This window comes from Streptomyces sp. NPDC052036 (genome assembly GCF_040680495.1).
Classification (GTDB): Bacteria; Actinomycetota; Actinomycetes; order Streptomycetales; family Streptomycetaceae; genus Streptomyces.
The window spans coordinates 101547-123568 of record NZ_JBFAWW010000011.1; the positions used below are offsets into that span (position 1 = coordinate 101547).

A 22022-nucleotide genomic window follows, 5' to 3' on the forward strand; every position below is an offset into this window, starting at 1 on the left:
GGTTGAGTACCGGCTATGACGTTGGCAGGACGCCATGCCCGATGCTTGTCCGGCCAAGACGTCTGAAGGACGGCAGAGACGGCGAGCACACGGCTGGAGGCGGTGGGACGCCGCAGGGACAGCCAGGGCAGGACCGAGAGGTCGAAGGACGGCCGGACGATCGGGGCATGCATCAGACGGCTGGGAGATGGCTTGACCGGTTGCCGGATGGCGAAGACGGCCGAGAGACGTCTTGGCCAGACGTCGTGCGGCCATGCCCCCTGATGGACGGCAAAAGCGATAAGCGATCGACGGACCGTGGAAACGGCCGGGGAAGCGGCCCTGGCACAGCCGGACGCGGTGAGACGTCCGCGGGGACAGCCGAAGGGAGTCGGGAAGCGGACGCGCGGACAGCCGGGGGCCGGCCGGGGAGGCCGAAGGAACGGCCGGATGGTCGGGGATGCGTCAGACGGCTGGGTGATGGCTTGCACGGCCGGCGGAGGGCTCAGACGGTCGCGCGACGCCGTGGCCGGACTCCCGACGGCAATGAGGGCTGAAGGATGGCAAAGGCGGTCCAGGGACGGCGACGACGGCCGGAGGACGGGCTGAACCGCGGCCGGATGCGGTCTGGGGCCGGGTGGGCGGCTGCGAGTCGGCCGACGGGGTGGTGGAGCGGGGCCGGGGCACGCCCCTGGCGTTGAAGGCCGCAACGCTCCCCCAGGCAACGCCCCCCAGACACGAACCCAATGCCCCGCACACCCGTCGGCACATACCCGGCGGGGAGGTCGGCGGGCGGCCAAAACGGTCGGGGGACGGCTCAGACGGTCGGAGGACGGCTTCGGCGACGGTTTGACGGCATGGACGCCAGGACTGCGGCAAAGCCGATCGACGGCCGGCAAAGGCGGCCAGGGCGCGGCATGGGCGGGGGACGGCCGCGAGGACAGCCGGGTGGTCGGGAGCCGGTGGTCGGGCGAGGGGCCGCGGAGCCGGCCGGGGCCTAGGCCCGAGTGACGCGGGCACGGCCGACAACCGCAGACCCAGCCACCGAGCCCCGCAGACCCGGCCGCCGAGCCCCGCAGACCCGGCCGCCGAGCCCCGCCGGACAGGTCGCACCCCACCCCCGCCGCGAGGCGCCCGCGCCCGCAACCGTCAGAACGTAGGTGTCGCTTCAGACGCTCTTGAGAACCCTTGGACTTCGCGTTGTCACGATGGCGCCCGACCACAGCCGGGGCCTCGCGCCTTGACCGCACGGCCCGCTGGCCACGGCGCTCCGGGGACCGGTCGCCGATCGACGCCGCGGGCCTGGAGAGGGAGATCGCCCATGGAACACACCGACCGGACGCTGATCGTCGCCCGGATGGATCCGGCCGACGCCCCCGCGGTGGCGAAGATATTCGCCGAGTCGGACGCGACGGATCTGCCGCGCCTCATCGGCGCCAGGGGGCGCACCCTGTTCCGTTTCCACGATCTGTACTTCCATCTCGTGGAGTCGGACCAGGACATCCAGCCGGACCTCTACAAGGCCCGCAGCCACCCGCTCTACCAGGACATCCACGAGAAGCTGGCCCAGTACATGCGCCCCTACGACCCGGCCTGGGCGGAGCCCAAGGACGCGATGGCGCAGCCGTTCTACACCTGGCGGCGGGACTGATCGTGGGCGTCGTACGCGTGCTGCTCCCCTTCGCCCTGATGGGCAACGGCCTCGCGGCGGGAGGTCTGATGATCGCGGTGCTGGGCGGGGCGCCGCTGCTGCTGTCCCTGCCGACGGAACGGTACGTGCCCACGCACCAGTTCATGGTGACCCGGTTCGACCCGTTCATGCCCGCGTGCATGCTCACCGCGCTGCTGTGCGACGTGGCGCTGACCTTCGCGGCGCCCACCGCGCGTGCGAGCGCCCTGTTCACGGTCTCCGCGCTGCTGCTGGTCGGCGCGATCGTCGTCTCGCTGACGAAGAACGTGCCGATCAACCGGTGGATCGCCACCGTGGACCCCGGCCGGCTGCCCGCGAACTGGGAGCAGGTCGACCCGCGGGTGCGGTGGAGCAACTGGAACCGGGTGCGCACCGCGCTGGTGGTGTGCTCCCTCGCGGTTCTCGTCGCCGTCACCGGAACCCTCCTCTGACATCCCTCCCGAAGGACCTCCCTGGGTCCGTCAACGGCCTCTCAGAAAGGGCTGATCGCCCATGAGCGTGGCACCCATGACCGGTGGCCCTCCCGATCCGGAGTCGCTGCCCGCCCCGGTACGGCTCGTCCTGCTGACCAACGGGCGGCGGGTCTCCGAGGTGCTGTACGTGCTGGCGGAACTGCGGATCGCCGACCATCTCGCCGACGGGCCGCTGGAGGCGGAGCGGCTCGCCGAGAAGACCGGCACCCATGCCGACTCCCTGTACCGGGTGCTGCGCTGTGCGGCGGCGTTCGGGGTGGTCGCCGAGGAGCCCGGCCGGCGCTTCGCCGAGACGGACCTCACGGTGGGCCTGCGCAGCGACATCCCGTTCAGCGTGCGCGACCTGGTCCTGTACAACAGCTCCGAGTCGGTGCGCCTGCCGTACGGCGAGATCCTGCACACGGTCCGCACCGGGGAACCGTCGTTCGAGCATGTCTTCGGGCAGGGTTTCTTCGAGCATCTCGCCGAACACCCCGAGGCGGGCGGTCTGTTCGACCGGGCGATGACCCAGATGAGCCGCTCCACCACGCATCTGTTCCTGTCGCAGTACGACTTCACGCGCTTCGCCAGCATCGCGGACATCGGGGGCGGTCGCGGGTACTTCCTCGGTGCCGTTCTGCAGAACGTGCCGGAGGCCCGCGGTCTGCTCCTCGACCAGCCCTCCGTGGTCGCCGGGGCGCCCGAGCACCTCGCCGAGGCGGGGGTCGCCGACCGGGTCGAGGTGGTGCCCGGTGACTTCTTCGGGCCGCTGCCCGCCGGCTGCGACGCGTATCTGCTCAAGCAGGTCCTGCACGACTGGGGTGCCGAGGACGCCGTACGCATCCTGCGAGGCGTCCGTACCGCGATCGGGGACCGGTCCGACGCACGGCTGATCGTCCTCGATCATGTGCTGGCCCCGCCGAACGAGTGGGACCAGGGCAAGTTCCTCGATCTCGACATGATGCTCCGCTTCGGCGGGCGTGAGCGGACCCTGCCCGAGTGGCGGGAACTGCTCACCGCCGCCGGCTTCGACCTGGTCAACGAGCCCGTCCAGGGCCGGTGGACGGTCCTGGAGTGCCGTCCCGTCCCGTGACCGGGCGCCGTACGGCGTCCGACGACCCCGCACCGACCATCACGAGAAAGGCATCATCATGGACGTCGATCTGACCGGAAAGAGGGTGCTCGTCACCGGCGGCACCCGCGGGATCGGCCGCGGCATCGTCCTGGCGTTCGCGCGGGCCGGCGCCAAGGTCGTCACCTGCTACCGCAGCGACGGCGAGGCGGTCGAGGGCCTGGTCAAGGAACTCACGGCCATCGGCGGCGACCACCACGTCCTCAAGGCGGACGTCAGCGACCCGGAGGCCGTGGCGCGGCTCGTCGACGAGACGGAGGCGCGGCTCGGCGCGCTGGACGTGCTGGTCAACAACGCCGGGGTGATCAGCCATGTGCCGTTCGCGGAGCTTCCGCTGGACGAGTGGCGGCGGGTGATCGACACCAACCTGACCGCGCCCTTCCTGGTGATCCAGAAGGCGCTGCCGCTGCTGAAGGAAGGCTCCTCGATCATCACCGTCGGCTCGCGCGCCGCTGTCGTCGGCATCCCGTTGCGCGCCCACTACACGGCGGCCAAGGCCGGGCTGATCGGGCTGACCCGCTCGCTGATGAAGGAGCTGGGCCCGAAGGGCATCCGGGTCAACCTGGTCGCCCCCGGTGTCATCGAGACCGAGGAGTTCGAGAAGGCGTCCCCGGAGGAGCTGGAACGCGTCCAGACCCGCTACCGGGGCCTGACCGGCATGGGCCGGCTCGGCCGCCCCGACGAGATCGCCGGTGCCGTGCTGTTCCTGGCGAGCGACCTGTCGGCGTACGTCACCGGCGAGACGCTGCACGTCGACGGGGGGATCTGAGCCATGGCGGCCGGAAGCTTCCGGGTCCTGCTGCGGGCCGAGATCAAGCCCGGTATGGCGGAGGACTTCGAGCGCACCTGGCTGGAGGTGGGGACCGGGGTCACCGGGCACCCCGCCAATCTGGGCCAGTGGCTGATGCGGAGCGACGAGGACGAGCACGTCTACTACATCCTCAGCGAGTGGGTGGACGAGCCGAGCTTCCGCGAGTTCGAGCAGAGCGACCAGCACCTGGAGCACCGCACCAGGCTGCACCCGCACCGTTCCGGCGGTGCCATGTGGACCATGACGGTGGTGCACGCGCTGGACAAGCCGCGGGCGGTGACCGGGTGAGCGACCGGATCCGGATCCTGCTGTTCTGCCGGGCGCCCGCCGAGGGACCGGAGGTCATCGAGCGGGCGTACCACGAGATCAGCAAGACCCTCGCGGACACGCCGGGGCTGCTCGGCAACGAGCTGCTGCACTCGCTGATCGAGGACGACGCGTTCGCGGTGATGAGCGAGTGGGAGAGCTTCGAGGCCTTCCACGCCTGGGACGAGGGCCCCGACCACAAGGGCCAGACGGCCGGGCTGCGGCCGTATCAGGACCCCACCCGCCGTCCCTGGGACATGTACGCGGTCCGCGCGACCTACTGAGAACTCCTCGCTCCCGGGGCGGAGGTGATGACCCATCACCCCGCCCCGGCTTCCGCACGTCCATCGGAGGACCTGCCATGCTGCCGATCCCCGGCCCTCGCCGGCTGGTACACGCCCTGCGGAGCGTGGGGCGAACCGCCGTCGACGGGCTGATCATGCTCGGGGCGTACCACGGCGCGGTGCCGCCCGCCCATCTCGCGGCTCTGATCAGCAAGGCTTCCCGCGTACGACGCGGCCGTCGGGCCCCGCTGCGGCCGGCACCCGCACCGCTGTCGGCACCGCCGCCCGACACCCTGCTCACCGAGGCCGAACGCCGGGCCTGGGAGCTCCTGGTGGAACGGTTCTGACGGGGCAGACGTACGCCAGAAGGCCCGCGCCTGGGACGGCTGCGGGCCTTCGTGTCTGCAGGGGTGTCTCGTGCGGGGCACGAGCGGCGTGGGGACGTTGCCGTGCTGCGGCGGAGTGAGTGAGTGACCTGCGGGTCAGCGTACGGAGGGGTAGACGCGGTCTATCCCGTACCAGCTCGTCGGCTCGCAGTTGAGTATGTCCCTCTGTACCTGCTGTATCTCGTGGTTGGGCTCAAGACCGAGCTCTTCCTGAAGGACGTGGCGGTAGCGGTGGAAGGTCTCCAGGGCTTCGCCGCGCCGGGACGACAGATGCAGAGCGATCATTAATCGGCTCTGGAACCACTCGTGCAGGGGGTGGGTGACCGTGAGCGACTTCAGCTCGGAGACCAGTTCCCGGTGCCGGCCGATCCGCAGGTCGGCGTCGATCCGTAGCTCCAGGGCGTTCATCCGCTCCTCCTCCAGGTACGCCGCGTGCCCTTCGAGCACCGGCCCGCTGCGGACGCCTCCGAATACCGGCCCCTGCCACAGCGACAGTGCCCGGTGAAGAAGATCGGATGCCCTTTCCGGACGATGTTCTTCCAGGGCGCGTCGGCCTTGACCGAGCAGGCTGCGGAAGCGCACCAAGTCGACTTTTTCGGGGTCGACGTTCAGCACATATCCGGAAGGGTCGGTTCGGGTTCGAATCATTCCTTCCCGATCACGACCGTCGGCCCCCAGGGATTTGCGCAACTGATAGACATACGTCTGAAGGGTCGCCATCGCGGTGGGCGGCGGGTTGTGCTGCCAGAGCTCCTCGGCCAGCGTCTCCGTGAGAACCAGCTTGTTGGCGCGCAGCAGCAGAGTCGCCAGCACTCTGCGCAGTTTGGGTGCACTGGGAGTGCAGTCGACGTCCCCTTCTCTGGCCATCAACGTGCCCAACACCGCGAACTCCATGTTTCCCCCATCCGGATTGGATGATCCATTCCCGACACTGAGCCGCACTCAACTTCTGCGGGGCGTGCCGTGTTCACAGCAGCGGTAACGGGATTCATGAACGTTGAACCACATTTCCTGACGAAAAGCAGACATAGATGAGTGCTACCGTCCGGTAACCACGGAGATTCGACTACGCAGGCTATCCGTACGGAAAACAACCGCTCAAGAGGGCCTGAGTAAAGGGAGGAAGTACCTTCAAACCGGGAGTCGGAATTTTGCCATGGCATTAACCGCCCTCCAGTCGAGGGAGTGGCCCTCGGTCCACAGCCGGGCCGCGGCCCAGAGAGCCTCCTCGCGGTCCGCGCTCCCGGTGGCGTCTCCCCTGGCGGGCAGCAGGGCGAGCGCGTCGCTGGCGCCCCGCGCGACCGCGGGATGGCGTAGGGCCAGGGTGGTCAGGGCCCGACCGGGACCAGCCTCCACCAGCAGGACCTCGTCGTCGGAGAGCAGGGTGTCGAGCGCCGGCCCGAAGAACACCGGGTCGGACATCTGACGCGCCCAGAACCGCGGCCGGGTCGCTTCCTCCTCGCTCACCCGGGCCCCGGTCGCCGACGAGTACAGCGGCACGACGGGCGGCGTCAACCGCACGTCGGAGAAGGCCGGTTCGAACAGCTCGGCCGCGACCAGGGCGTGCGGGGTGTGGAAGGGCTGGGGGATGCGGGCGCGCCGGGCGAGGAAACCGTCCGTACGCAACCTCAGCTCGACCGCGGCCAGTTGGCCCTCGGGAGCGCCCAGCACCGTCTGCCGCGGTCCGTTGACCACGGCCACGCTCACCTCGCCCACCGTGTAGGGGGCGAGTTCCTCGACGGAGGCGGCGACGGCGAGCAGTCCGCCGGCCGGAACCGGCGCGTAGGTGTGGGACCGCGCGGCCATCAGCCGCGCCCCGTCGTCCGCCCCGAGCACACCCGAGACGGTCGCCGCCGCCAGCTCGCCGACGCTGTGCCCCAGCAGGGCGCTCGGCCGCGGACCCCAGCTCTCCACCATCCGGGCCAGCGCCAGGCCGACCGCGTACAGCAGTGGCTGGCCCAGTTCGCCGGAGTCGATGGAGCCGCTCGGGTCCTCGGCGAGCCACTCCTCGGTCAGCGGCTTGCCCCCGGCGGCCTCGTAGCCGGCGAAGAACTCGTCCATGGCCGCGGTGAACGCGGGGTCCCGCCGGTACAGCCCGGCCCCCATCCGCGGCTGCTGGGAGCCGTGCCCCGGGAAGAGCAGGGCGACCGGGCGCGGCCCGGAGCCCCGGCGGGTACGGGCCCCCGAGCGGGCCGAGCGCAGCAGGGCGACCGCCCGCTCGGCGTCCCGTGCGACCACCGCGCCGCGCACGGTGTGGTGCGAGGTACGGGCCCCGCCGAAGCGGCGGACCGTCGCGTCGGCGGTGTCGCCGAACTTCTCGGGAGCCGTCTTCCGCAACCAGGCGGCGAGTTCCTCCCGGAGGACCGTTTCTCCCTTCTCGTCCGGCGCCGACCAGATGAACAGCCGTGGCTCGGCGGCGCCCGAGGACTCCGCCGCGCCACCGCCACGCTCCGCCCGTCCCCCGAGGTGTTTCATCTGGCCCGTGCCTCCCGTCGGTGTACGTCTCGCTCCCGGTGCCCGGAGGATGCGGACGCGGATCCGGTCCGGACCGGCCAGGCAGCTCGATCGAAACACCGCCGTCTGGAAGCGTTCTAAAGGCCATCTCAGGCCATCGCGATACCTTCGGTAATGGCGGGAGCCTTCTGGGCCGCGCGCCGCGCGACCTCGGCCCTGATCGTCCGCGCGATGGTGACCAGCTCACTTCCCGGTCCGAAGATCTCGTGCACCCCGGCCGCGCGCAACACCTCCGCATCGGCGGACGGCACAATTCCGCCAAGGACCACCAGGACGTCGTCCAGCCCGGAGGATCGCAGTCCGGCCAGGATGGGCGGTATGGTCGCCAGATGGTTGCCCGAGAGGCTGGACAGCCCGAGCACCTGGGCGTCCTCGGCCAGTACGGTCCGTACGATCTGCTCGGCCGTCTGGTTGCCGACGTAGACGACCTCCATGCCCTGCTGCACCAGATAGCGGCTGACGACCATGGTCCCCCGGTAGTGGGAGTCGAGGCCGGGCTTGGCCATCACGACGCGAATGCGGTCCACTTGGCTCTCCTCATATCGCTGCGGAACGCCGGTCCGAAGACAACGGCGGTTCGGGACGACGGCGGTTCGAAGACTGGGGGCGGCGGACGGCCGCCGCCCGGTACGGTCAGATGAGCGGCTGCCGCCAGCCGCCGTGGAGGGTGCGGAAGACCTCCGAGCACTCCCCGAGCGTCGCCCCGGCTCGTACGGCGTCCAGCAGGGGCGGCATGGTGTTGCGGTCCGAGCCGGCCGCGTCGCGCAGATCGTCCAGCACCGCCCGGACCCGCGCCCCGTCCCGGCCGGCGCGCAGCCGGCGCAGCTTGTCCCGCTGCGGCTCCAGGGTCGCGGGCACCCGGAACGGATCGATGTGCAGCGGCTCTTCGGAGCGGAAACGGTTGACGCCGACCACCGTGCGGGTGCCGTCGTCGATCGCCAGCTGGCGGTCGTAGGCGTTGGCGAGCAGGTGCTTGTGCACCCAGCCCTGTTCCACGGCGGCCACCAGACCGCCCAACGCGTCGATCCGCGCGAGCAGTTCGCACACCCGCTCCTCGACCGCGTCGGTGAGGCTCTCCACGTAGTGGCTGCCCGCGAGCGGGTCCGCCGTGCGGTCGACTCCGGTCTCGTGGCGCAGGATGTGCTGGGTGTGCAGGGCGGTCAGCGCCGCGTTCTCCGAAGGGATCGACAGGGCCTCGTCGTAGGCGCTGACGTGCAGTGACTGGGCGCCGCCGAGCACGGCCGCGAGCGCGTGGTACGCGGCCCGGGTCACATTGTTCAGGGGCTGCTGCGCGGTGAGCGCGGATCCGGCGGTCTGCACGTGGTAGCGCAGCATCCGGCTGCGGGGCTCGCGGGCGCCGAGGCGCTCGGCGAAGACCCTGGCGTAGACGCGTCGCGCCGCACGGTACTTGGCGATCTCCTCGAAGAAGTCGTTGTCCGCGCTGAAGAACGCGGTCAGCCGGCTGGCGAAGGAGTCCACGGGATGGCCGCGGCGAGCCATCTCCTCCGTGGTGGCGACCGCGTGCGCCACGACCAGCGCGGCCTCCTGCACGGCGTCGGCGCCGGCCTCGCGGTAGTTGTAGCCGGTGTAGCTGATCGCGTTCCAGCGGGGCACATGCTCCAGGCAGTACTCGACGACGTCGGTGGACAGCCGGAAGGCGAAGGCGGGCTCCAGCACGCTCGGCGCGGTCAGGACCACCGTCTCCATCATGAAGTCGTTCTGCAGGGTGCCGGCGAGGGCCTCGGGCCGGTAGCCGCGGCGTTCGGCGGCCACCAGGAACATGGCCAGCACGACGCCGGCGGCGACCGGGTGGGAGACCACGATCGACACGCTCACCTCGTCCAGCGGGATCCCGGCGTACAGCGCGAGCATGTCCTCCACGCTGTCGACGGCGACCCCGCCCTGGCCGGCGTCCGCCTGTGCCAGGGGCGCGTCGCTGTCGTAGCCGCGGTTGGTGGGGAAGTCGAAGACCGTGTTGATGGCCGTGGCCCCGTGCTCCAGGAGCAGCCGCAGCCGCCGGTTGGTGTCCTCCGGTGTGCCGAACCCGGCCAGCTGGCGCACGGCCCACGGCCGCTCGCGGTACATCAGCGGCCGTACCCCCCGGGTGAACGGCGGCTCGCCCGGCGGCTCGGGCGTGCGCACCGGATGACGCTCGGGGGTGTACACGGCCTCCACGGGGATCCCCGCGTCGGTGGTGGCACCGGGCACGGCATCCGTGTCCTGCGGGCGTCCGTTCATGGCAGCCGCACCACTTGGGCCGCATAGGTGAGGCCCGCGCCGAAGCCGATGAGCAGCGCGAGGTCCCCGCTCGCGGCCTGGCCGCTGGTGAGCATGTGCTCCATGGCCAGCGGAATGGACGCCGAACTGGTGTTGCCGGTGGTGACGATGTCGTCCGCGACCACGACATGGGCGGGCAGCGCCAGTTCTTTGGCGAGAACCTCGGTGATGCGCATGTTGGCCTGGTGCGGGATGAACGCGGCGAGGTCGTCGGTGGTCACGCCTGCCGCGCTCATCGCCTGCCGGGCGGTCCGCGCCATCTCGTCGACCGCCCAGCGGAAGACACGTCGTCCGTCCATCCTCATCACCGGCGGGGGGCCCGCGGCGTCATGCCGGTAGTCGCCCCAGGACCGGGTCATGACCACGGCCTCCATCTGGTCGCCGTCCGCTCCCCAGACCACGGGCCCGATCCCGGGCTCCTCGGACGGTCCGATGACCGCGGCGCCGGCCCCGTCGGCGAGCAGAAAGGCGATCTGCCGGTCCGTCGGGTCCACCAGGTCCGTCAGCCGCTCGGCCCCGACCACGAGGACATGGCCCGCCTCCCCACCGCGGATCATCGCCGAGGCGGTGCCGACCGCGTAACAGAAGCCGGCGCAGGCCGCGTTCAGGTCGAACGCGCCCGCCCGGCGCGCGCCCACCCGGTGGGCGACGTCCACCGCGACGGAGGGCAGCGAGACCAGATGGGTCGTGGTGGCCACGATGACGCAGCCGATGTCCAGCGGATCGAGTCCCGCCGCGGCGATGGCCTTCTCGGCCGCCGCGGCACCCATCACGGCGTGGGTCTCCTCGCGCGTGGCGAAGTGGCGGCGCCGTATCCCCGACCTGGTCTCGATCCACTCCTCGCTGGAGTCGATGGACCGGCAGATCTCACCGTTGTCCACGACCCGCTGCGGTCGGTAGCCCCCGACCCCGATGATGCGGCCGAAGCGTGGCTCCTGGCGGCAACTGGCTCGCAACACGCTCTTTCCTCTCCCTCGGGAACGTCGGCCCCGTCCGGCGCGGACCCGGCCGGGCCTGCCGCGGTCCGGACCGCCCACGGACGGCGACCGTTCGGCGATGGTCTCCAAAGCGGCTCTACGGGACATCGAGCACGACTGAAGGAAGCGCAGGTACGGCCCCGGAACCCGGAGGCGGCCGGAGAGCGGGCCGTGCCGGGCGTTCAGGCGGGTCCTAGAGGCCCACCAGCGGGCGTTGCCAGGGTGACTGGCGCTTGCCGCACCCAGGAGACGAAGACGTAGGAGGCGATAGACGTTGAGCACCTTCTTCACCCATGGACTGAGCGTGCTGGTGCTGCTGGGCAGCGGCATCGTCTCCGGGGTCTTCTTCGCCGTGGCCGTCAGCGTCATCCCGATGGCCATGGACCTGCCCGTCGACCGCTATGTGGAGGTGCACAAACTGCTCGGCCGCAACTACGACCCGATGATGCCGATCATCGTGATCACCTCGATCCTCGGGGACTGGGTGCTGGCCGTGCTGGTGGACCGGGCCTGGATCCAGGTGCTGTTCGCGCTGTCCGGGGTGCTGCTGCTCGGGGTCTCGGTGATCTCCCGCGCGTGCAACGTCCCCATCAACCGCCAGGTCGCCCTCGTCGACGCCGGCACCATCCCGGCGGGCTGGCAGGATCCCCGGCCGCTGTGGCGCGGCTGGCACCACCTGCGGACGGCGCTGGCACTGCTGGGGCTGGCCCTGAACGCGATCGCGGTGGCCTGGGTGGCCGTGTGACCTCGAAGGAGCACTGACATGACCGACCGACAGCGGCCCGGTCCCCTGCCGGCCCACCGCTACCGGCCGCCCACGACGGTGGAGCTGCCGGACCGCAACTGGCCCTCGCGGACGGCCCGTACCGCCCCACGCTGGCTCTCCACGGACCTGCGCGACGGCAACCAGGCACTGATCGACCCGATGGGCCTGACCCGCAAGCGCCGGATGTTCGACCTGCTGGTGGCGATGGGCTACAAGGAGATCGAGGTCGGCTTCCCGGCCGCGAGCCGCGCCGACTTCGACTTCGTGCGCTCTCTGGTGAAGGACGCGGCCATCCCCGAGGACGTGACCGTCTCCGTCCTCACCCAGGCCCGCGAGGAGCTGATCGCGCGCACGCTGGAGTCGGTGGCCGGCGCGCACCGGGCCACCGTGCACCTGTACAACGCGACCTCCCCGCTGTTCCGGCAGGTCGTCTTCGACACCGACCGGGCCGGCTGCACCGGGATCGCCGTGGAGGGCACCCGGCAGGTGATGGCGTACGCGGACAAGATCCTCGGCCCCGAGACCGAGCTGGGCTTCGAGTACTCGCCGGAGCTGTTCACCGACACCGAAGCCGACTTCGCGCTGGAGATCTGCGAGGCGGTGATGGATGTCTGGCAGCCGGGTCCCGGCCGGGAGATCATCCTCAATCTGCCCGCGACCGTCGAGCGCGCCACCCCGAACGTCTACGCCGACCAGGTCGAGTGGATGAGCCGCCATCTGTCCCGGCGCTCCTGGGTGTGCCTGTCGGTGCACCCGCACAACGACCGGGGCACAGCGGTGGCCGCGGCGGAGCTGGCGGTGCTGGCCGGCGCGGACCGGGTGGAGGGCTGTCTGTTCGGACAGGGCGAACGCACCGGGAACGTGGACCTGGTGACCCTGGGGCTGAACCTCTTCAGCCATGGGATCGACCCGCGGATCGACTTCTCCCGGATCGACGAGATCCGCCGGGTCGCCGAGGAGTGCACCCGGCTGCCGGTGCCGCCGCGCCATCCGTACGCGGGCGACCTCGTCTACACGGCGTTCTCCGGCTCGCACCAGGACGCCATCGCCAAGGGGTTCGCGGCGATGGACCGCACGGCCGCCGCGACCGGCACACCGGTGGAGCGGCTGCCGTGGGCGGTGCCCTATCTGCCGATCGACCCGCGTGACGTGGGCCGCAGCTACGAGGCGGTCATCCGGGTCAACAGCCAGTCGGGCAAGGGCGGTGTGGCACATGTGCTGCGCACCGAGCACCGCCTCAGGCTGCCGCGGCGGCTGCAGATCGAGTTCTCCCGGGTGATCCAGTCGCACACCGACGTGGCGGGCGGCGAGGTCACCCCGGCCGAGATCTGGGCGGCCTTCACCGCTGAGTATCTGCCGGGGCGGGACCCGGGCACCTCGGGGCTCGAACTGCTCGCCCACCATCTGCTCGCCGAGCCGGACGGCCGGGTGACGCTCACCGTCCGGGTACGTCTCGCCGGTGCCGTACGCGAGTTGACGGGCACCGGCACTGGTCCCGTCGACGCCCTCGCCCGCGCTCTGGCCGGGGCCGGGCTGCCCCTGCGGGTCCTGGACTACGCCGAGCACGCGCTGGCGCCCGGCGGTGACGCGCGCGCCGCCGCGTATGTGGAGTGCGCGGCGGACGGGCGCACGGCGTGGGGGGTGGGGATCGACGCCGACCTGGTGCGTGCCTCGCTCGCCGCCATGGTCAGCGCGGCCCGCCGCGTCCGCCGGTGAGCGCCCCGACGGGGTCCGCTTCCCAGCCGAAAGGACGGAAAGTGATCACAACAGGCTTGCCCGGACCGACAGATGAGCCGCCCCCGGTACGGCTCCTGGATCCCGAGGGCCGCAGGGTCGAGGACCCCCGGTGGCCCCTCGATCTGTCCACCGAGGAGGAGCGGTCGCTGTACCGGGACATGGCGCTTCTGCGGCGGTTCGACGCGGAGGCGACGACCCTGCAACGGCAGGGCGAACTCGGCCTGTGGGCGTCCCTGCTCGGCCAGGAGGCGGCCCAGATCGGTGCGGGCCGCGCCCTGGACCTGCGGGACTTCGTCTTCTCCAGCTACCGGGAGCACGGCGTCGCCTGGTGCCGGGGCGTGGACCCGGTGGGGATGCTCGGGTTCTGGCGGGGCACCGCGCACGGCTGCTGGGACCCGTACCAGGCGGGCATGGCCAACTACCAGGTGGTGGTGGGCGGCCACGCCCCGCACGGCGTCGGCTACGCCATGGGCATGCAGCGGGACGGGGCGGACGGCGCGGTCCTGGTGTGCTTCGGCGACGGCGCGACCAGCCAGGGCGACGTGAACGAGGCCTTCACCTTCGCCGCGGTCTACGGCGCCCCCGTGGTCTTCTACTGCCAGAACAACCAGTGGGCGATCTCCGAGCCTCTGGAGCGGCAGACCCGGGTGCCCCTGTACCGGCGGGCCGTGGGCTTCGGCTTCCCCGGGATCCAGGTCGACGGCAACGACGTCCTGGCGTGTCTGGCGGTGGCCCGGGGCGCCCTGGAGCACGCCCGCTCGGGGGCGGGACCGGTACTGGTCGAGGCGGTCACCTACCGGATGGCCCCGCACACCACGTCCGACGACGCGACGCGCTATCGCTCGGGCGAGGAGGTGGAGGAGTGGGCGGCGCAGGACCCCCTCGTCCGGATGCGGGCGCATCTGGAGACCACCGGGCGGGCCGACGCCGGTTTCTTCAAGGAGGTCGACGAGGAGGCCGGGGCACTGGCGGTACGCGTGCGCGGCGGCTGCCGGGCGATGCCGGACCCGCCCCCGACGGCGATCTTCGACCATGTCTACGCCGGCCCGCACGCGCTCCTCGACGCCCAGCGCGAGGAGTTCACCGCCTTCCAGGCCCAGTTCGAGGACGCACCCTGGCCGAGCGGAGGACCGGCATGACAGCGACGACCCTGGCCCAGGCGCTCAACCTGGGGCTGCGCAGGGCACTCGAGGGCGACGGGAAGGTCCTCGTGATGGGTGAGGACGTGGGCCGGCTCGGCGGTGTCTTCCGGATCACCGACGGGCTGCACAAGGACTTCGGGGAGGACCGCGTCGTCGACACCCCGCTCGCCGAGTCGGGCATCGTCGGCACCGCGGTGGGCCTGGCCTTCCGGGGCTATCGTCCGGTGTGCGAGATCCAGTTCGACGGGTTCGCCCATCCCGCGTTCGACCAGATCGTCTCCCAGCTCGCCAAGATCCGCACCCGGACACGCGGACGGGTGGCGATGCCGGTCGTCGTGCGGATCCCCTACGGCGGGGGCATCGGCGCGGTGGAGCACCACAGCGAGTCCCCCGAGGCGTACTTCGCGCACACCGCGGGCCTCCGAGTGGTCTCACCGGCGAGCCCGGCCGACGCGTACTGGATGATCCAGCAGTCCGTCGCCTGCGACGACCCGGTGATCTTCCTGGAGCCCAAGCGCCGCTACTGGGACCGTGAGGAGTTCGACCCGGGGGCCGGCGCCCCGCTGCCGCTGCACACGGCACGGGTGGCCCGGCCGGGCCGTGACGTCACCCTGGTCGGCTACGGCCCCACGGTCCGCGTCTGTCTGGACGCGGCGGCGGCCGCCGCCCAGGAGGGGCACAGCACGGAGGTGATCGACCTGCGTTCGCTCTCCCCGCTGGACACGGACACGGTCGCCGCGTCGGTGGCGCGGACGGGCCGGCTGGTCGTGGTGCACGAGGCGCCGGGCTTCCTCGGCCCGGGCGCGGAGCTCGCCGCGTCGATCGGCGAGCGCTGCTTCTACGCCCTCCAGGCACCGACGCTCCGGGTGACGGGGTACGACGCCCCGTACCCGCCGTCGCGTCTGGAGGAGGCCTACCTTCCGGAGCTGGAACGGGTGGTGGACGCGGTCCACCGCTCCCTGGCGTACTGAGCCCCGGGCGCCGCCGTCATCCACGACGCGGGCCGGACCGTCCTCCCATGACGGCCCGGCCCGCTTTCTCGTGCCCGGGTCAGGGTGTCCTGGGTGCCAGGTCGGCCGGGACGTCGCGCCAGACCTCGGCGGCCAGCCGGTGGTAGTCGCCGCGCCAGCCGACGAGGGCGGCGCCCATCTGCTCCTGGAACTTCGGGGGAAGCGCGGCGAGCGCCGCGTCGGTCACGGCCGGGTCCAGGCCCTCGTCCGTCCAGGCCGAGATCAGCCAGGTCGGCGGCCGGTACGCGCCGCCGTCACCGTCCTGCGCGCCGCCGGGATCCTGGGGGCCGCCGCCGGGACCCTGCGGTCCGCCGCCGGGACCCTGCGGTCCGCCGCCGGGGCCGCCGCCCTGGCCGCGGCCCCCGCCGCCCTGGCCGCCGGCGATCTCCTCCGGCCGGACCCGGTCCACCAGGACGGGCACGATGTGCTTCTCCTCCAGCGCGAGATGCCGGTCGAGATGCGCGTGCAGACGCTCGGTCGCGGCCCGGGCCGCCTCGATCGCGCCGGCCTCCGGCAGCCGTTCCATCTGCCGCGTGATCTCCCGGAGTTCACGGTCGAGATCCGCGTGGTCCTCCTCCAACTCGGTCATGACGGGGGCGAGTTCCCCGGCGCGCGAGGTGACCAGCGGGAAGAGGCTGTCGTCCTCGTTCTCGCTGTGGTCGGCGAGCGCCCAGTGGTAGAGCTCCCAGTGTCCGGCCAGGCGCTGCGCCTGCTCGGCGTCGTGCGGGTTCAGGGCGGCCAGGGCGTGGGGGAAACGGGCGGCGTCGCGTCGTAACGCGTGGTGGATCATGAGGAAGGAGGTCGCCGCGGTGATCTTCCCCTCGGCGTCCAGCTGGAACCCTTCGGACATGCGTGACTCCTTGCGGTGGTCGGGGCCGTTCAGGGGCCGGCGCGGACAGGCGGCCGGCTTCACGCGTCGTGGCCCCGGCCCCGCGCGGGCGGCGCGGGACCGGGGCGCACAGGACGGTTCGGATGACCGGGAAGGCGTACGGACGACCGGTGTGCCGTCAGAACGCGGTGAGGTACCGCTCGATCTCCCAGTCCCCGACCCGCCGGTGGTACGTGTCGAACTCGCTCTGCTTCAACTGGGCGTAGTAGTCCACGAATTCGCCGCCCGACACCTTACCGAAGGCCTCCCTGAGAACAGGGTCGGCGCTGACGGCGGCGGCCGCGTCGGCCAGGGTCGCGGGGAGCGCGGAGTGCGCGGGAACGCCGCCCCGCCCTCCGTCGCGCTCCAGGTTCGCCTCGTTGGGCGCCCCCGGGTCCATCCCGTGGTCGATACCGTCGAGGCCGGCCGCGAGCAGCGCGGTCATGGCCAGATAGGGGTTGGCGGAGGAGTCGACGCAGCGCGCCTCCACCCGGCCCGGGGCGGGCACCCGGAGCATCTGGGTGCGGTTGTTCCCGCCGTACGTCGCCCAGGTCGGCGCCCAGCTGGAGCCGGAGGCGGTCGCGTCGCGCGCCGCGAGCCGCTTGTAGGAGTTGACGGTGGGGCAGCCGAAGCCGACGACCCCGGGCGCGTGCGCGAGCACCCCGGCGATGAACGAGTAGCCGAGGTCGGACATCCCGAGACCCCGGGCGTCGTTGGCGCCGCGGAAGAGTTCGGTGCCCGAGGCGCGGTCCCACAGGCTCATGTGCAGATGCAGTCCGCTGCCGGTGAGATGGCCGAAGGGCTTGGGCATGAAGGTGGCGAGCAGCCCCGCCTCGCGGGCCAGCATCTGCACCAGATAGCGGAAGAGGATCACCCGGTCGGCGGTGACGAGCGCGTCCGCGTACGCGAAGTCGTGCTCGAACTGCCCGTTCGCGTCCTCGTGGTCGTTGGAGTAGTTGCCCCAGCCGAGCGCGGTCAGGGCCCGGCTGACGGTCGCGACATGGTCCAGAGAGCGGCCGAGTCCGCGGGCGTCGTAGCACGGCAGGTCCGCGGTGTCCTCGTCGTCCGCGACCGCGATGCCGCCGTCGGGGGTGCGCCGGACGAGGAAGTACTCCGGTTCGGCGCCGACCTTGAACTGCATGCCCCGGTCCGCGAGCGCGGCGAGCCGGCGCCGCAGGATCACGCGTGGGGCGTACGGCCAGGGGGCGCCGCCGACGTGCGGGTCGCACATGACGGCGGCCAGGCCGGTGCGCCAGGGCAGCACGGTGTACGTGGACACGTCCGGGACCGCCACCAGGTCGGGGTCGGCCGGGGACTGGCCGATGGCGCCGACGGCATGGCCTGCGAAGCCGAGGCCCTCCTCGAGCAGTTCGGGGACGGCCGCGGCGGGGACGAGTTTGCAGCACGGCTTGCCGTCGATGTTGACGAACAGGGCGAGGACGAACTCGATGTCGTCGCGGACGACCGCGTGCAGGAAGTCCTCGGCGTTGTCGGGCGGTTCGGGCAGCCGGGGCACGAGGGGGTGTCCGTATCCGAACATCAGAGGTTCACCTGCACCCGGTAGTGCTCCAGCCACATGTTGAGGCTGAGGAGCATCTCGATGTCCAGCCGGCAGATCCACGCCCACACCCCGGGGCGGCCCGCGACCTGCTGGGGGTCGGCGGCGACGGCGCGCGCGGCCGGAAGGTTGACGAAGGGCCGCACGGGGGCGTTCGGGTCGGCGAGCACATCGCGCAGCTGGCGGCAGAGTTCGGTGAGATAGCCGAGGTCCTGGGTGACCGGGTAGGGGCTCTTCTGCCGGTCGAGGACGGACGCCGGGACCAGGTCCTTGGCGATCGAGCGCAGCAGGCTCTTCTCGCGGCCGTCGTGGTTCTTCATCGCCCAGGGGGTGTTGAAGACGTAGTCGACGAACTCGTGGTCGCAGTACGGCACCCGCATCTCCAGGGCCGGTCCCATGCCGAGCCGGTCGCTGCGGTCCAGCAGCACGCCCAGCCAGCGCGTCAGATGCAGATGGATGACCTCCCGCATACGCCGCTCATGGGCGTCCTCGCCGGGCAGCACGGGCACGTCCGCGAGGGCCTCGCGATAGCGCTGGGCCACATAGCCGCGCAGGTCGAGCTTCTGGAGCAGGCCCGGATCGAGCAGCCCGAGGCCGAGGCCGGGGTGGGTGGGCTCGAAGACGTGCATGATGGCCATCCACGGGAAGGTCTCGGCCGAGACCACCTGCTCGTTGTGCACCCATGAGAAGCCGCCGAAGATCTCGTCGGCGGTCTCGCCGGACAGGACCATGGTGGCCTTCTCGCGCACGGCCTTCGACAGCAGATAGGCGGAGGCGTCCATGTCGCCGAACATCGTCGGCATGTCCTGGGTGACGATGGTGGCGAGCCGGACCTCGGGTGCGGCGAGTTCGGCGGCGGGCAGCGCGATCTCCTCGTGCAGGGCGCCGACGGACCGGGCCATCTCGGCCGCGTACGGGGCGTCCGAGGTGCCGCGCATCTCGTCGGCGCGGAAGCCGTCCGCGCCGGTCAGGGTGAGGGAGAACGTCCGCAGCTGCGGCTCGTCGTGCGCGGCGACCCAGCGGGCGGCGAGCGCGGTCAGCACGCTGGAGTCGAGTCCGCCCGAGAGCAGGATGCCGCGCGGCACGTCGGCCACGAGCTGCCGGGCGACGACGGCCTCCAGGCGCTCGCGGATCTGCGCGACGGTGGTGGGCAGGTCGTCGGTGTGCGGACGGGCCGTCAGCTCCCAGTAGCGTTGCTCGCTGACTCCCCTGCGGCTGAAGCGGAGCACGCTGCCGGGGAGCACCTCGCGGATGTCGGCGTAGATCGAGGTGCCCGGGGACTTGGTCTGGGCGAGCAGCTCGCGCAGCCCGTCGCCGTCCACGGCGGTGGCGATGTCGGGGTGGGCGAGCAGCGCCTTGGCCTCGGAGCCGAAGACGATGCCGGCGGGCGTCAGCTTGTACAGCAGCGGCTTGATGCCCATCTGGTCGCGGATCAGCACGAGTTCCTCGCTCCGGGCGTCCCAGACGCCGAAGGCGAACATGCCGTTGAAGTGCTCTCCGCACCTCTCGCCCCACTCCAGATACCCGCGGATCACCACCTCGGTGTCGCAGCGGGTGCGGAACCGGTGGCCGCGTGCCTCCAGTTCCGTACGCAGCTCACGGAAGTTGTAGATCTCCCCGTTGTAGGTGACGGCGGCCAGCAGCCGTCCGTCCTCCTCCACGACCATGGGCTGGCCGCCGCCGGGGATGTCGATGACCGCGTTGCGGGTGTGTCCGAAACCCGCGTGGGCGCTCACCCAGACGCCGTCCCCGTCAGGGCCACGGCAGGCCAGGGTGTCCGTCATGGCTCGTACGACCGGCCGCTCGGCGGAAATATCGCGCTCGAAGTCGGCCCATCCGGCGATTCCGCACATGCCTTCTGGCTCCTTCCGACGGCGCCCGCCCCAGCGGCGGGCGTGACCTTCACCGCAACCCGCCCCATGGTGGTCGCGACCGTTCGAGGCGATCTGGTGTCCCGGTAGGCAGCGCGGCAGGGGCACGTCCAGGTCTCCGGCGGGCGCGCTCCCCCGGGCTCTCCGCCTCGTGCGCGACCGGCGCCACCACGTGCGCAACGTCGTTGCAACGTGCCCTGCGCTGGACTGTGCGGGTGACCATGGACATGATCCCGCGCGTGGAGCTGACCCCTTCGGCCGCCGAACTGGTGCGGCGGCTGCGGGAGACCCACGGGCCGCTGATGTTCCACCAGTCCGGCGGGTGCTGCGACGGCAGCGCCCCGATGTGCTACCCCAAGGGCGAGTTCCGCACCGGCGACTCGGACGTCCTGCTCGCGGAGCTGGAGGTCGACGGGTTCGACGAGCCGGTCGGTTTCTGGATGTCGAGGAAGCAGTACGAGGTGTGGAGCCACACCCGGCTGATCGTCGACGTCGTGGCCGGCCGGGGCAGCGGCTTCTCCCTGGAAGCACCCGAAGGAGTGCGTTTTCTCATCCGTTCTCGCGTCGTAGACGCCTGAACACCCCACGGGACACCGCCATCTGCTGCACTTCCCCTGAGTCCTGCGCACGTTGACGAGTCATCAGGGGGAAGAATGAGGCCTCGCGACAGACGGCTCAGAACGGTACTGACGGTTCTCGTGGCATGGAGCGCACTGGCCGGTGCGGCCCTCGTGGGGGCGGCGCCGGCCACTGGTGTGCAGAGCACCCGGACGGTGGCTCCCGGCGTCCGGTACAGCCAGTTCGACATCCCAGCGGCCCACGGGACGGCCCGCGCGCATCTGGTCACGGTCGATCTGCGGGATCCGCACGTGCGGGTCGATCTGCTCTATCCGGGCGCCGTCGCCGCCCGGGCCACCGTCTCGCGGCTCGCCGGCCCGCATGGCGCGGTCGCGGGGATCAACGGCGACTTCTTCGACATCACCGAGACCCAGCACCCGGGGGTCGAGGCGACCGGCTCCAGCGACGGCCCGGCGATCGCGGGCGGGCACGAGCTCAAGGCCGCCGTCCCGAACGGGCAGCGCTTCGGGCCCGCCCTGCCGCCGGGTGCCGACACCCAGGACGTGCTCGGCGTGGGCACCGACCGCACGGCCCGCCTGGACCGGCTGTCCCTGAGCGGCTCGGTGCGCACGCCCTACGGACGGACGACCCTGCGCGGGCTCAACCAGTACGCGCTGCCGGTGGGGTCGATCGGGGCGTACACCTCGGACTGGGGCACGGCCTCACGGATGCGGGCGGTGTGCGGCACCGACACCGACCGGGCCGCGCCGTGCAGCACCGACACCTACGAGGTGACGGTCAGAAAGGACCGGGTCGTCGCGACCGCCGCCCGGCCCGGTGGCGGTCCCGTCGCCGCCGGCACCACCGTGCTGGTCGGCCGTGAGGCGGGGGCCCGGTATCTGCGCACGCTGTACAAGGGCGAGGCGGTCCAGGTGCGGCAGCAGCTGGTGGCGGCCTCGTCCGGGATCCCGTACCGCTTCGCCATCGGCGGCTTCCCGCTGCTTCGGGGCGGCGTGCCGGCGTCCGGCCTCGACAACAAGACATCCGCCGTGCGGACGGCGGTGGGCATCGAGGACGGCGGCCGGCACCTGCTGCTCCTCGCGCTGGACGGCGCGGCCGCCTACCGCAGCGGTCTGACCCTCGCCGAACTCGCCTCCACGCTACGGCGGCTGGGCGCCACCGACGGCTTCAATCTGGACGGCGGCGGTTCCACGACGCTGGTCACCCGGCTTCAGGGCGAGAGCGCGGTGACCGTGCGCAACCATCCCAGCGGGGGCGTCGAGCGCGCGGTGGCCAACGGGATCGGGGTCTTCCCGGCCTCCTGACGCTCGGCCCGGAACAGTCGCCCCTGACGGTCGATCTCCGACGGTCAGGGGCGCAGCCCGCCGACGATCTGCGCCGTCGCGGCGAGGCCCTGGTGGAGCGTCGGCGCCATGCTGGAGCCGGCCAGGAAGAAGCCGAGCAGTATGCAGATCAGGGCATGGGAGATCTTCAGCGCGCCGTTGCGGATGAAGATCACCGCAATGATCAGGAGCAACAGCACCACAGAGATGGATACGGCCATCGTCACCCTCCTTCGCCGCGCCCATGACGCGGCTTTCGGCCGCAAGTGTGGCGTAGCGAAGGGTTGGTCCGGGCGGCTGACGTGTCCCCCGAACGTGTGGTTCTCCAACCGCTTTGCGGAATCGGGGGTTCAGCTGCTCC

22 protein-coding genes are annotated in these 22022 nt (G+C 71.6%); 13 read left to right on the top strand and 9 right to left on the bottom strand.

Going from position 1 to position 22022, the window contains the following annotated elements:
* Nucleotides 1-1300 precede the first annotated feature (1300 nt).
* From AB0L95_RS17710 to AB0L95_RS17740, 7 genes are all read left to right on the top strand, one after another.
* Nucleotides 1301-1630 carry a TcmI family type II polyketide cyclase gene (locus AB0L95_RS17710; protein ID WP_365162592.1) on the top strand — a complete coding sequence of 110 codons (330 nt, stop codon included), beginning with the start codon at nucleotides 1301-1303 and terminating at the stop codon, nucleotides 1628-1630.
* A 2-nt stretch (nucleotides 1631-1632) separates the two neighbouring features.
* Nucleotides 1633-2100, top strand: coding sequence for a DUF1772 domain-containing protein (locus tag AB0L95_RS17715; RefSeq protein WP_365162593.1), 468 nt, complete (start codon nucleotides 1633-1635; stop codon nucleotides 2098-2100).
* A 76-nt stretch (nucleotides 2101-2176) separates the two neighbouring features.
* Nucleotides 2177-3214, top strand: a complete 1038-nt coding sequence (locus AB0L95_RS17720) for a methyltransferase (protein WP_365162594.1) — start codon at nucleotides 2177-2179, stop codon at nucleotides 3212-3214.
* Between the two features lie 58 nt (nucleotides 3215-3272).
* Complete coding sequence (locus tag AB0L95_RS17725; RefSeq protein ID WP_365162595.1) at nucleotides 3273-4022, top strand: SDR family NAD(P)-dependent oxidoreductase; 750 nt, start codon at nucleotides 3273-3275, stop codon at nucleotides 4020-4022.
* A 3-nt stretch (nucleotides 4023-4025) separates the two neighbouring features.
* Entirely contained in the window at nucleotides 4026-4352 is a 327-nt protein-coding gene (locus AB0L95_RS17730) for an antibiotic biosynthesis monooxygenase family protein (RefSeq protein ID WP_365162596.1), read from the top strand.
* Entirely contained in the window at nucleotides 4349-4654 is a 306-nt protein-coding gene (locus AB0L95_RS17735) for an antibiotic biosynthesis monooxygenase (RefSeq protein ID WP_365162597.1), read from the top strand. Before AB0L95_RS17730 ends, AB0L95_RS17735 begins: the two co-directional genes overlap by 4 nt.
* A 77-nt stretch (nucleotides 4655-4731) precedes the next feature.
* Complete coding sequence (locus AB0L95_RS17740; RefSeq protein WP_365162598.1) at nucleotides 4732-5001, top strand: hypothetical protein; 270 nt, start codon at nucleotides 4732-4734, stop codon at nucleotides 4999-5001.
* 135 nt (nucleotides 5002-5136) lie between these two features.
* On the opposite strand, the gene AB0L95_RS17745 is transcribed toward AB0L95_RS17740, so the two are convergent.
* The 5 genes from AB0L95_RS17745 to AB0L95_RS17765 all read right to left on the bottom strand — a co-directional run bounded on the left by AB0L95_RS17745 (nucleotide 5137) and on the right by AB0L95_RS17765 (nucleotide 10790).
* Entirely contained in the window at nucleotides 5137-5934 is a 798-nt protein-coding gene (locus AB0L95_RS17745; protein ID WP_365162599.1) for an AfsR/SARP family transcriptional regulator, read from the bottom strand.
* Nucleotides 5935-6171: 237 nt separating this feature from the next.
* The gene (locus AB0L95_RS17750) at nucleotides 6172-7515 is read right to left on the bottom strand and encodes an acyltransferase domain-containing protein (RefSeq protein ID WP_365162600.1); all 1344 of its coding nucleotides are present in this window, start codon (nucleotides 7513-7515) and stop codon (nucleotides 6172-6174) included.
* 128 nt (nucleotides 7516-7643) lie between these two features.
* On the bottom strand, nucleotides 7644-8081 hold the full coding sequence (locus AB0L95_RS17755) for a cobalamin-dependent protein (protein WP_365162601.1): 438 nt from the start codon (nucleotides 8079-8081) through the stop codon (nucleotides 7644-7646).
* A 106-nt stretch (nucleotides 8082-8187) separates the two neighbouring features.
* Nucleotides 8188-9792 (bottom strand): methylmalonyl-CoA mutase family protein, encoded by a 1605-nt coding sequence (locus tag AB0L95_RS17760; RefSeq protein ID WP_365162602.1) that lies wholly within the window; start codon nucleotides 9790-9792, stop codon nucleotides 8188-8190.
* Nucleotides 9789-10790, bottom strand: coding sequence for a beta-ketoacyl-ACP synthase III (locus AB0L95_RS17765; RefSeq protein ID WP_365162603.1), 1002 nt, complete (start codon nucleotides 10788-10790; stop codon nucleotides 9789-9791). Before AB0L95_RS17765 ends, AB0L95_RS17760 begins: the two co-directional genes overlap by 4 nt.
* 292 nt (nucleotides 10791-11082) lie before the next feature.
* Here AB0L95_RS17765 and AB0L95_RS17770 point away from each other — a divergent pair, with 292 nt between their 5' ends.
* The 4 genes from AB0L95_RS17770 to AB0L95_RS17785 are packed head-to-tail and all read left to right on the top strand — an operon-like array spanning nucleotide 11083 to nucleotide 15424.
* A complete protein-coding gene (locus AB0L95_RS17770) occupies nucleotides 11083-11553 on the top strand; it encodes a DUF1772 domain-containing protein (RefSeq protein WP_311691490.1) in 471 nt (156 codons plus the stop codon).
* Between the two features lie 18 nt (nucleotides 11554-11571).
* Nucleotides 11572-13290: a 2-isopropylmalate synthase gene (gene leuA, locus AB0L95_RS17775; RefSeq protein ID WP_365162604.1), complete on the top strand. Its 1719-nt coding sequence runs from the start codon at nucleotides 11572-11574 to the stop codon at nucleotides 13288-13290.
* A 56-nt stretch (nucleotides 13291-13346) separates the two neighbouring features.
* Nucleotides 13347-14450, top strand: a complete 1104-nt coding sequence (gene pdhA, locus AB0L95_RS17780; RefSeq protein ID WP_365162605.1) for a pyruvate dehydrogenase (acetyl-transferring) E1 component subunit alpha — start codon at nucleotides 13347-13349, stop codon at nucleotides 14448-14450.
* Nucleotides 14447-15424 (top strand): alpha-ketoacid dehydrogenase subunit beta, encoded by a 978-nt coding sequence (locus AB0L95_RS17785; protein WP_365162606.1) that lies wholly within the window; start codon nucleotides 14447-14449, stop codon nucleotides 15422-15424. Before pdhA ends, AB0L95_RS17785 begins: the two co-directional genes overlap by 4 nt.
* Nucleotides 15425-15503: 79 nt before the next feature.
* Here the strand turns inward: AB0L95_RS17785 and AB0L95_RS17790 are convergent, their stop codons facing one another.
* From AB0L95_RS17790 to asnB, 3 genes are all read right to left on the bottom strand, one after another.
* The gene (locus AB0L95_RS17790; RefSeq protein ID WP_365162607.1) at nucleotides 15504-16313 is read right to left on the bottom strand and encodes a hemerythrin domain-containing protein; all 810 of its coding nucleotides are present in this window, start codon (nucleotides 16311-16313) and stop codon (nucleotides 15504-15506) included.
* Nucleotides 16314-16470: 157 nt separating this feature from the next.
* Nucleotides 16471-17871, bottom strand: a complete 1401-nt coding sequence (glnT, locus tag AB0L95_RS17795; protein ID WP_365162608.1) for a type III glutamate--ammonia ligase — start codon at nucleotides 17869-17871, stop codon at nucleotides 16471-16473.
* A complete protein-coding gene (gene asnB / locus AB0L95_RS17800; protein WP_365162609.1) occupies nucleotides 17871-19742 on the bottom strand; it encodes an asparagine synthase (glutamine-hydrolyzing) in 1872 nt (623 codons plus the stop codon). The genes glnT and asnB overlap by 1 nt, the downstream gene beginning before the upstream one ends.
* 239 nt (nucleotides 19743-19981) lie before the next feature.
* On the opposite strand from asnB, the gene AB0L95_RS17805 reads away from it, so the two are divergent.
* The gene (locus AB0L95_RS17805; RefSeq protein WP_365162706.1) at nucleotides 19982-20338 is read left to right on the top strand and encodes a DUF779 domain-containing protein; all 357 of its coding nucleotides are present in this window, start codon (nucleotides 19982-19984) and stop codon (nucleotides 20336-20338) included.
* Between the two features lie 75 nt (nucleotides 20339-20413).
* Nucleotides 20414-21643 carry a phosphodiester glycosidase family protein gene (locus AB0L95_RS17810; RefSeq protein WP_365162610.1) on the top strand — a complete coding sequence of 410 codons (1230 nt, stop codon included), beginning with the start codon at nucleotides 20414-20416 and terminating at the stop codon, nucleotides 21641-21643.
* Nucleotides 21644-21687: 44 nt separating this feature from the next.
* On the opposite strand, the gene AB0L95_RS17815 is transcribed toward AB0L95_RS17810, so the two are convergent.
* Entirely contained in the window at nucleotides 21688-21882 is a 195-nt protein-coding gene (locus tag AB0L95_RS17815; RefSeq protein ID WP_361785259.1) for a hypothetical protein, read from the bottom strand.
* Nucleotides 21883-22022: the final 140 nt, after the last annotated feature.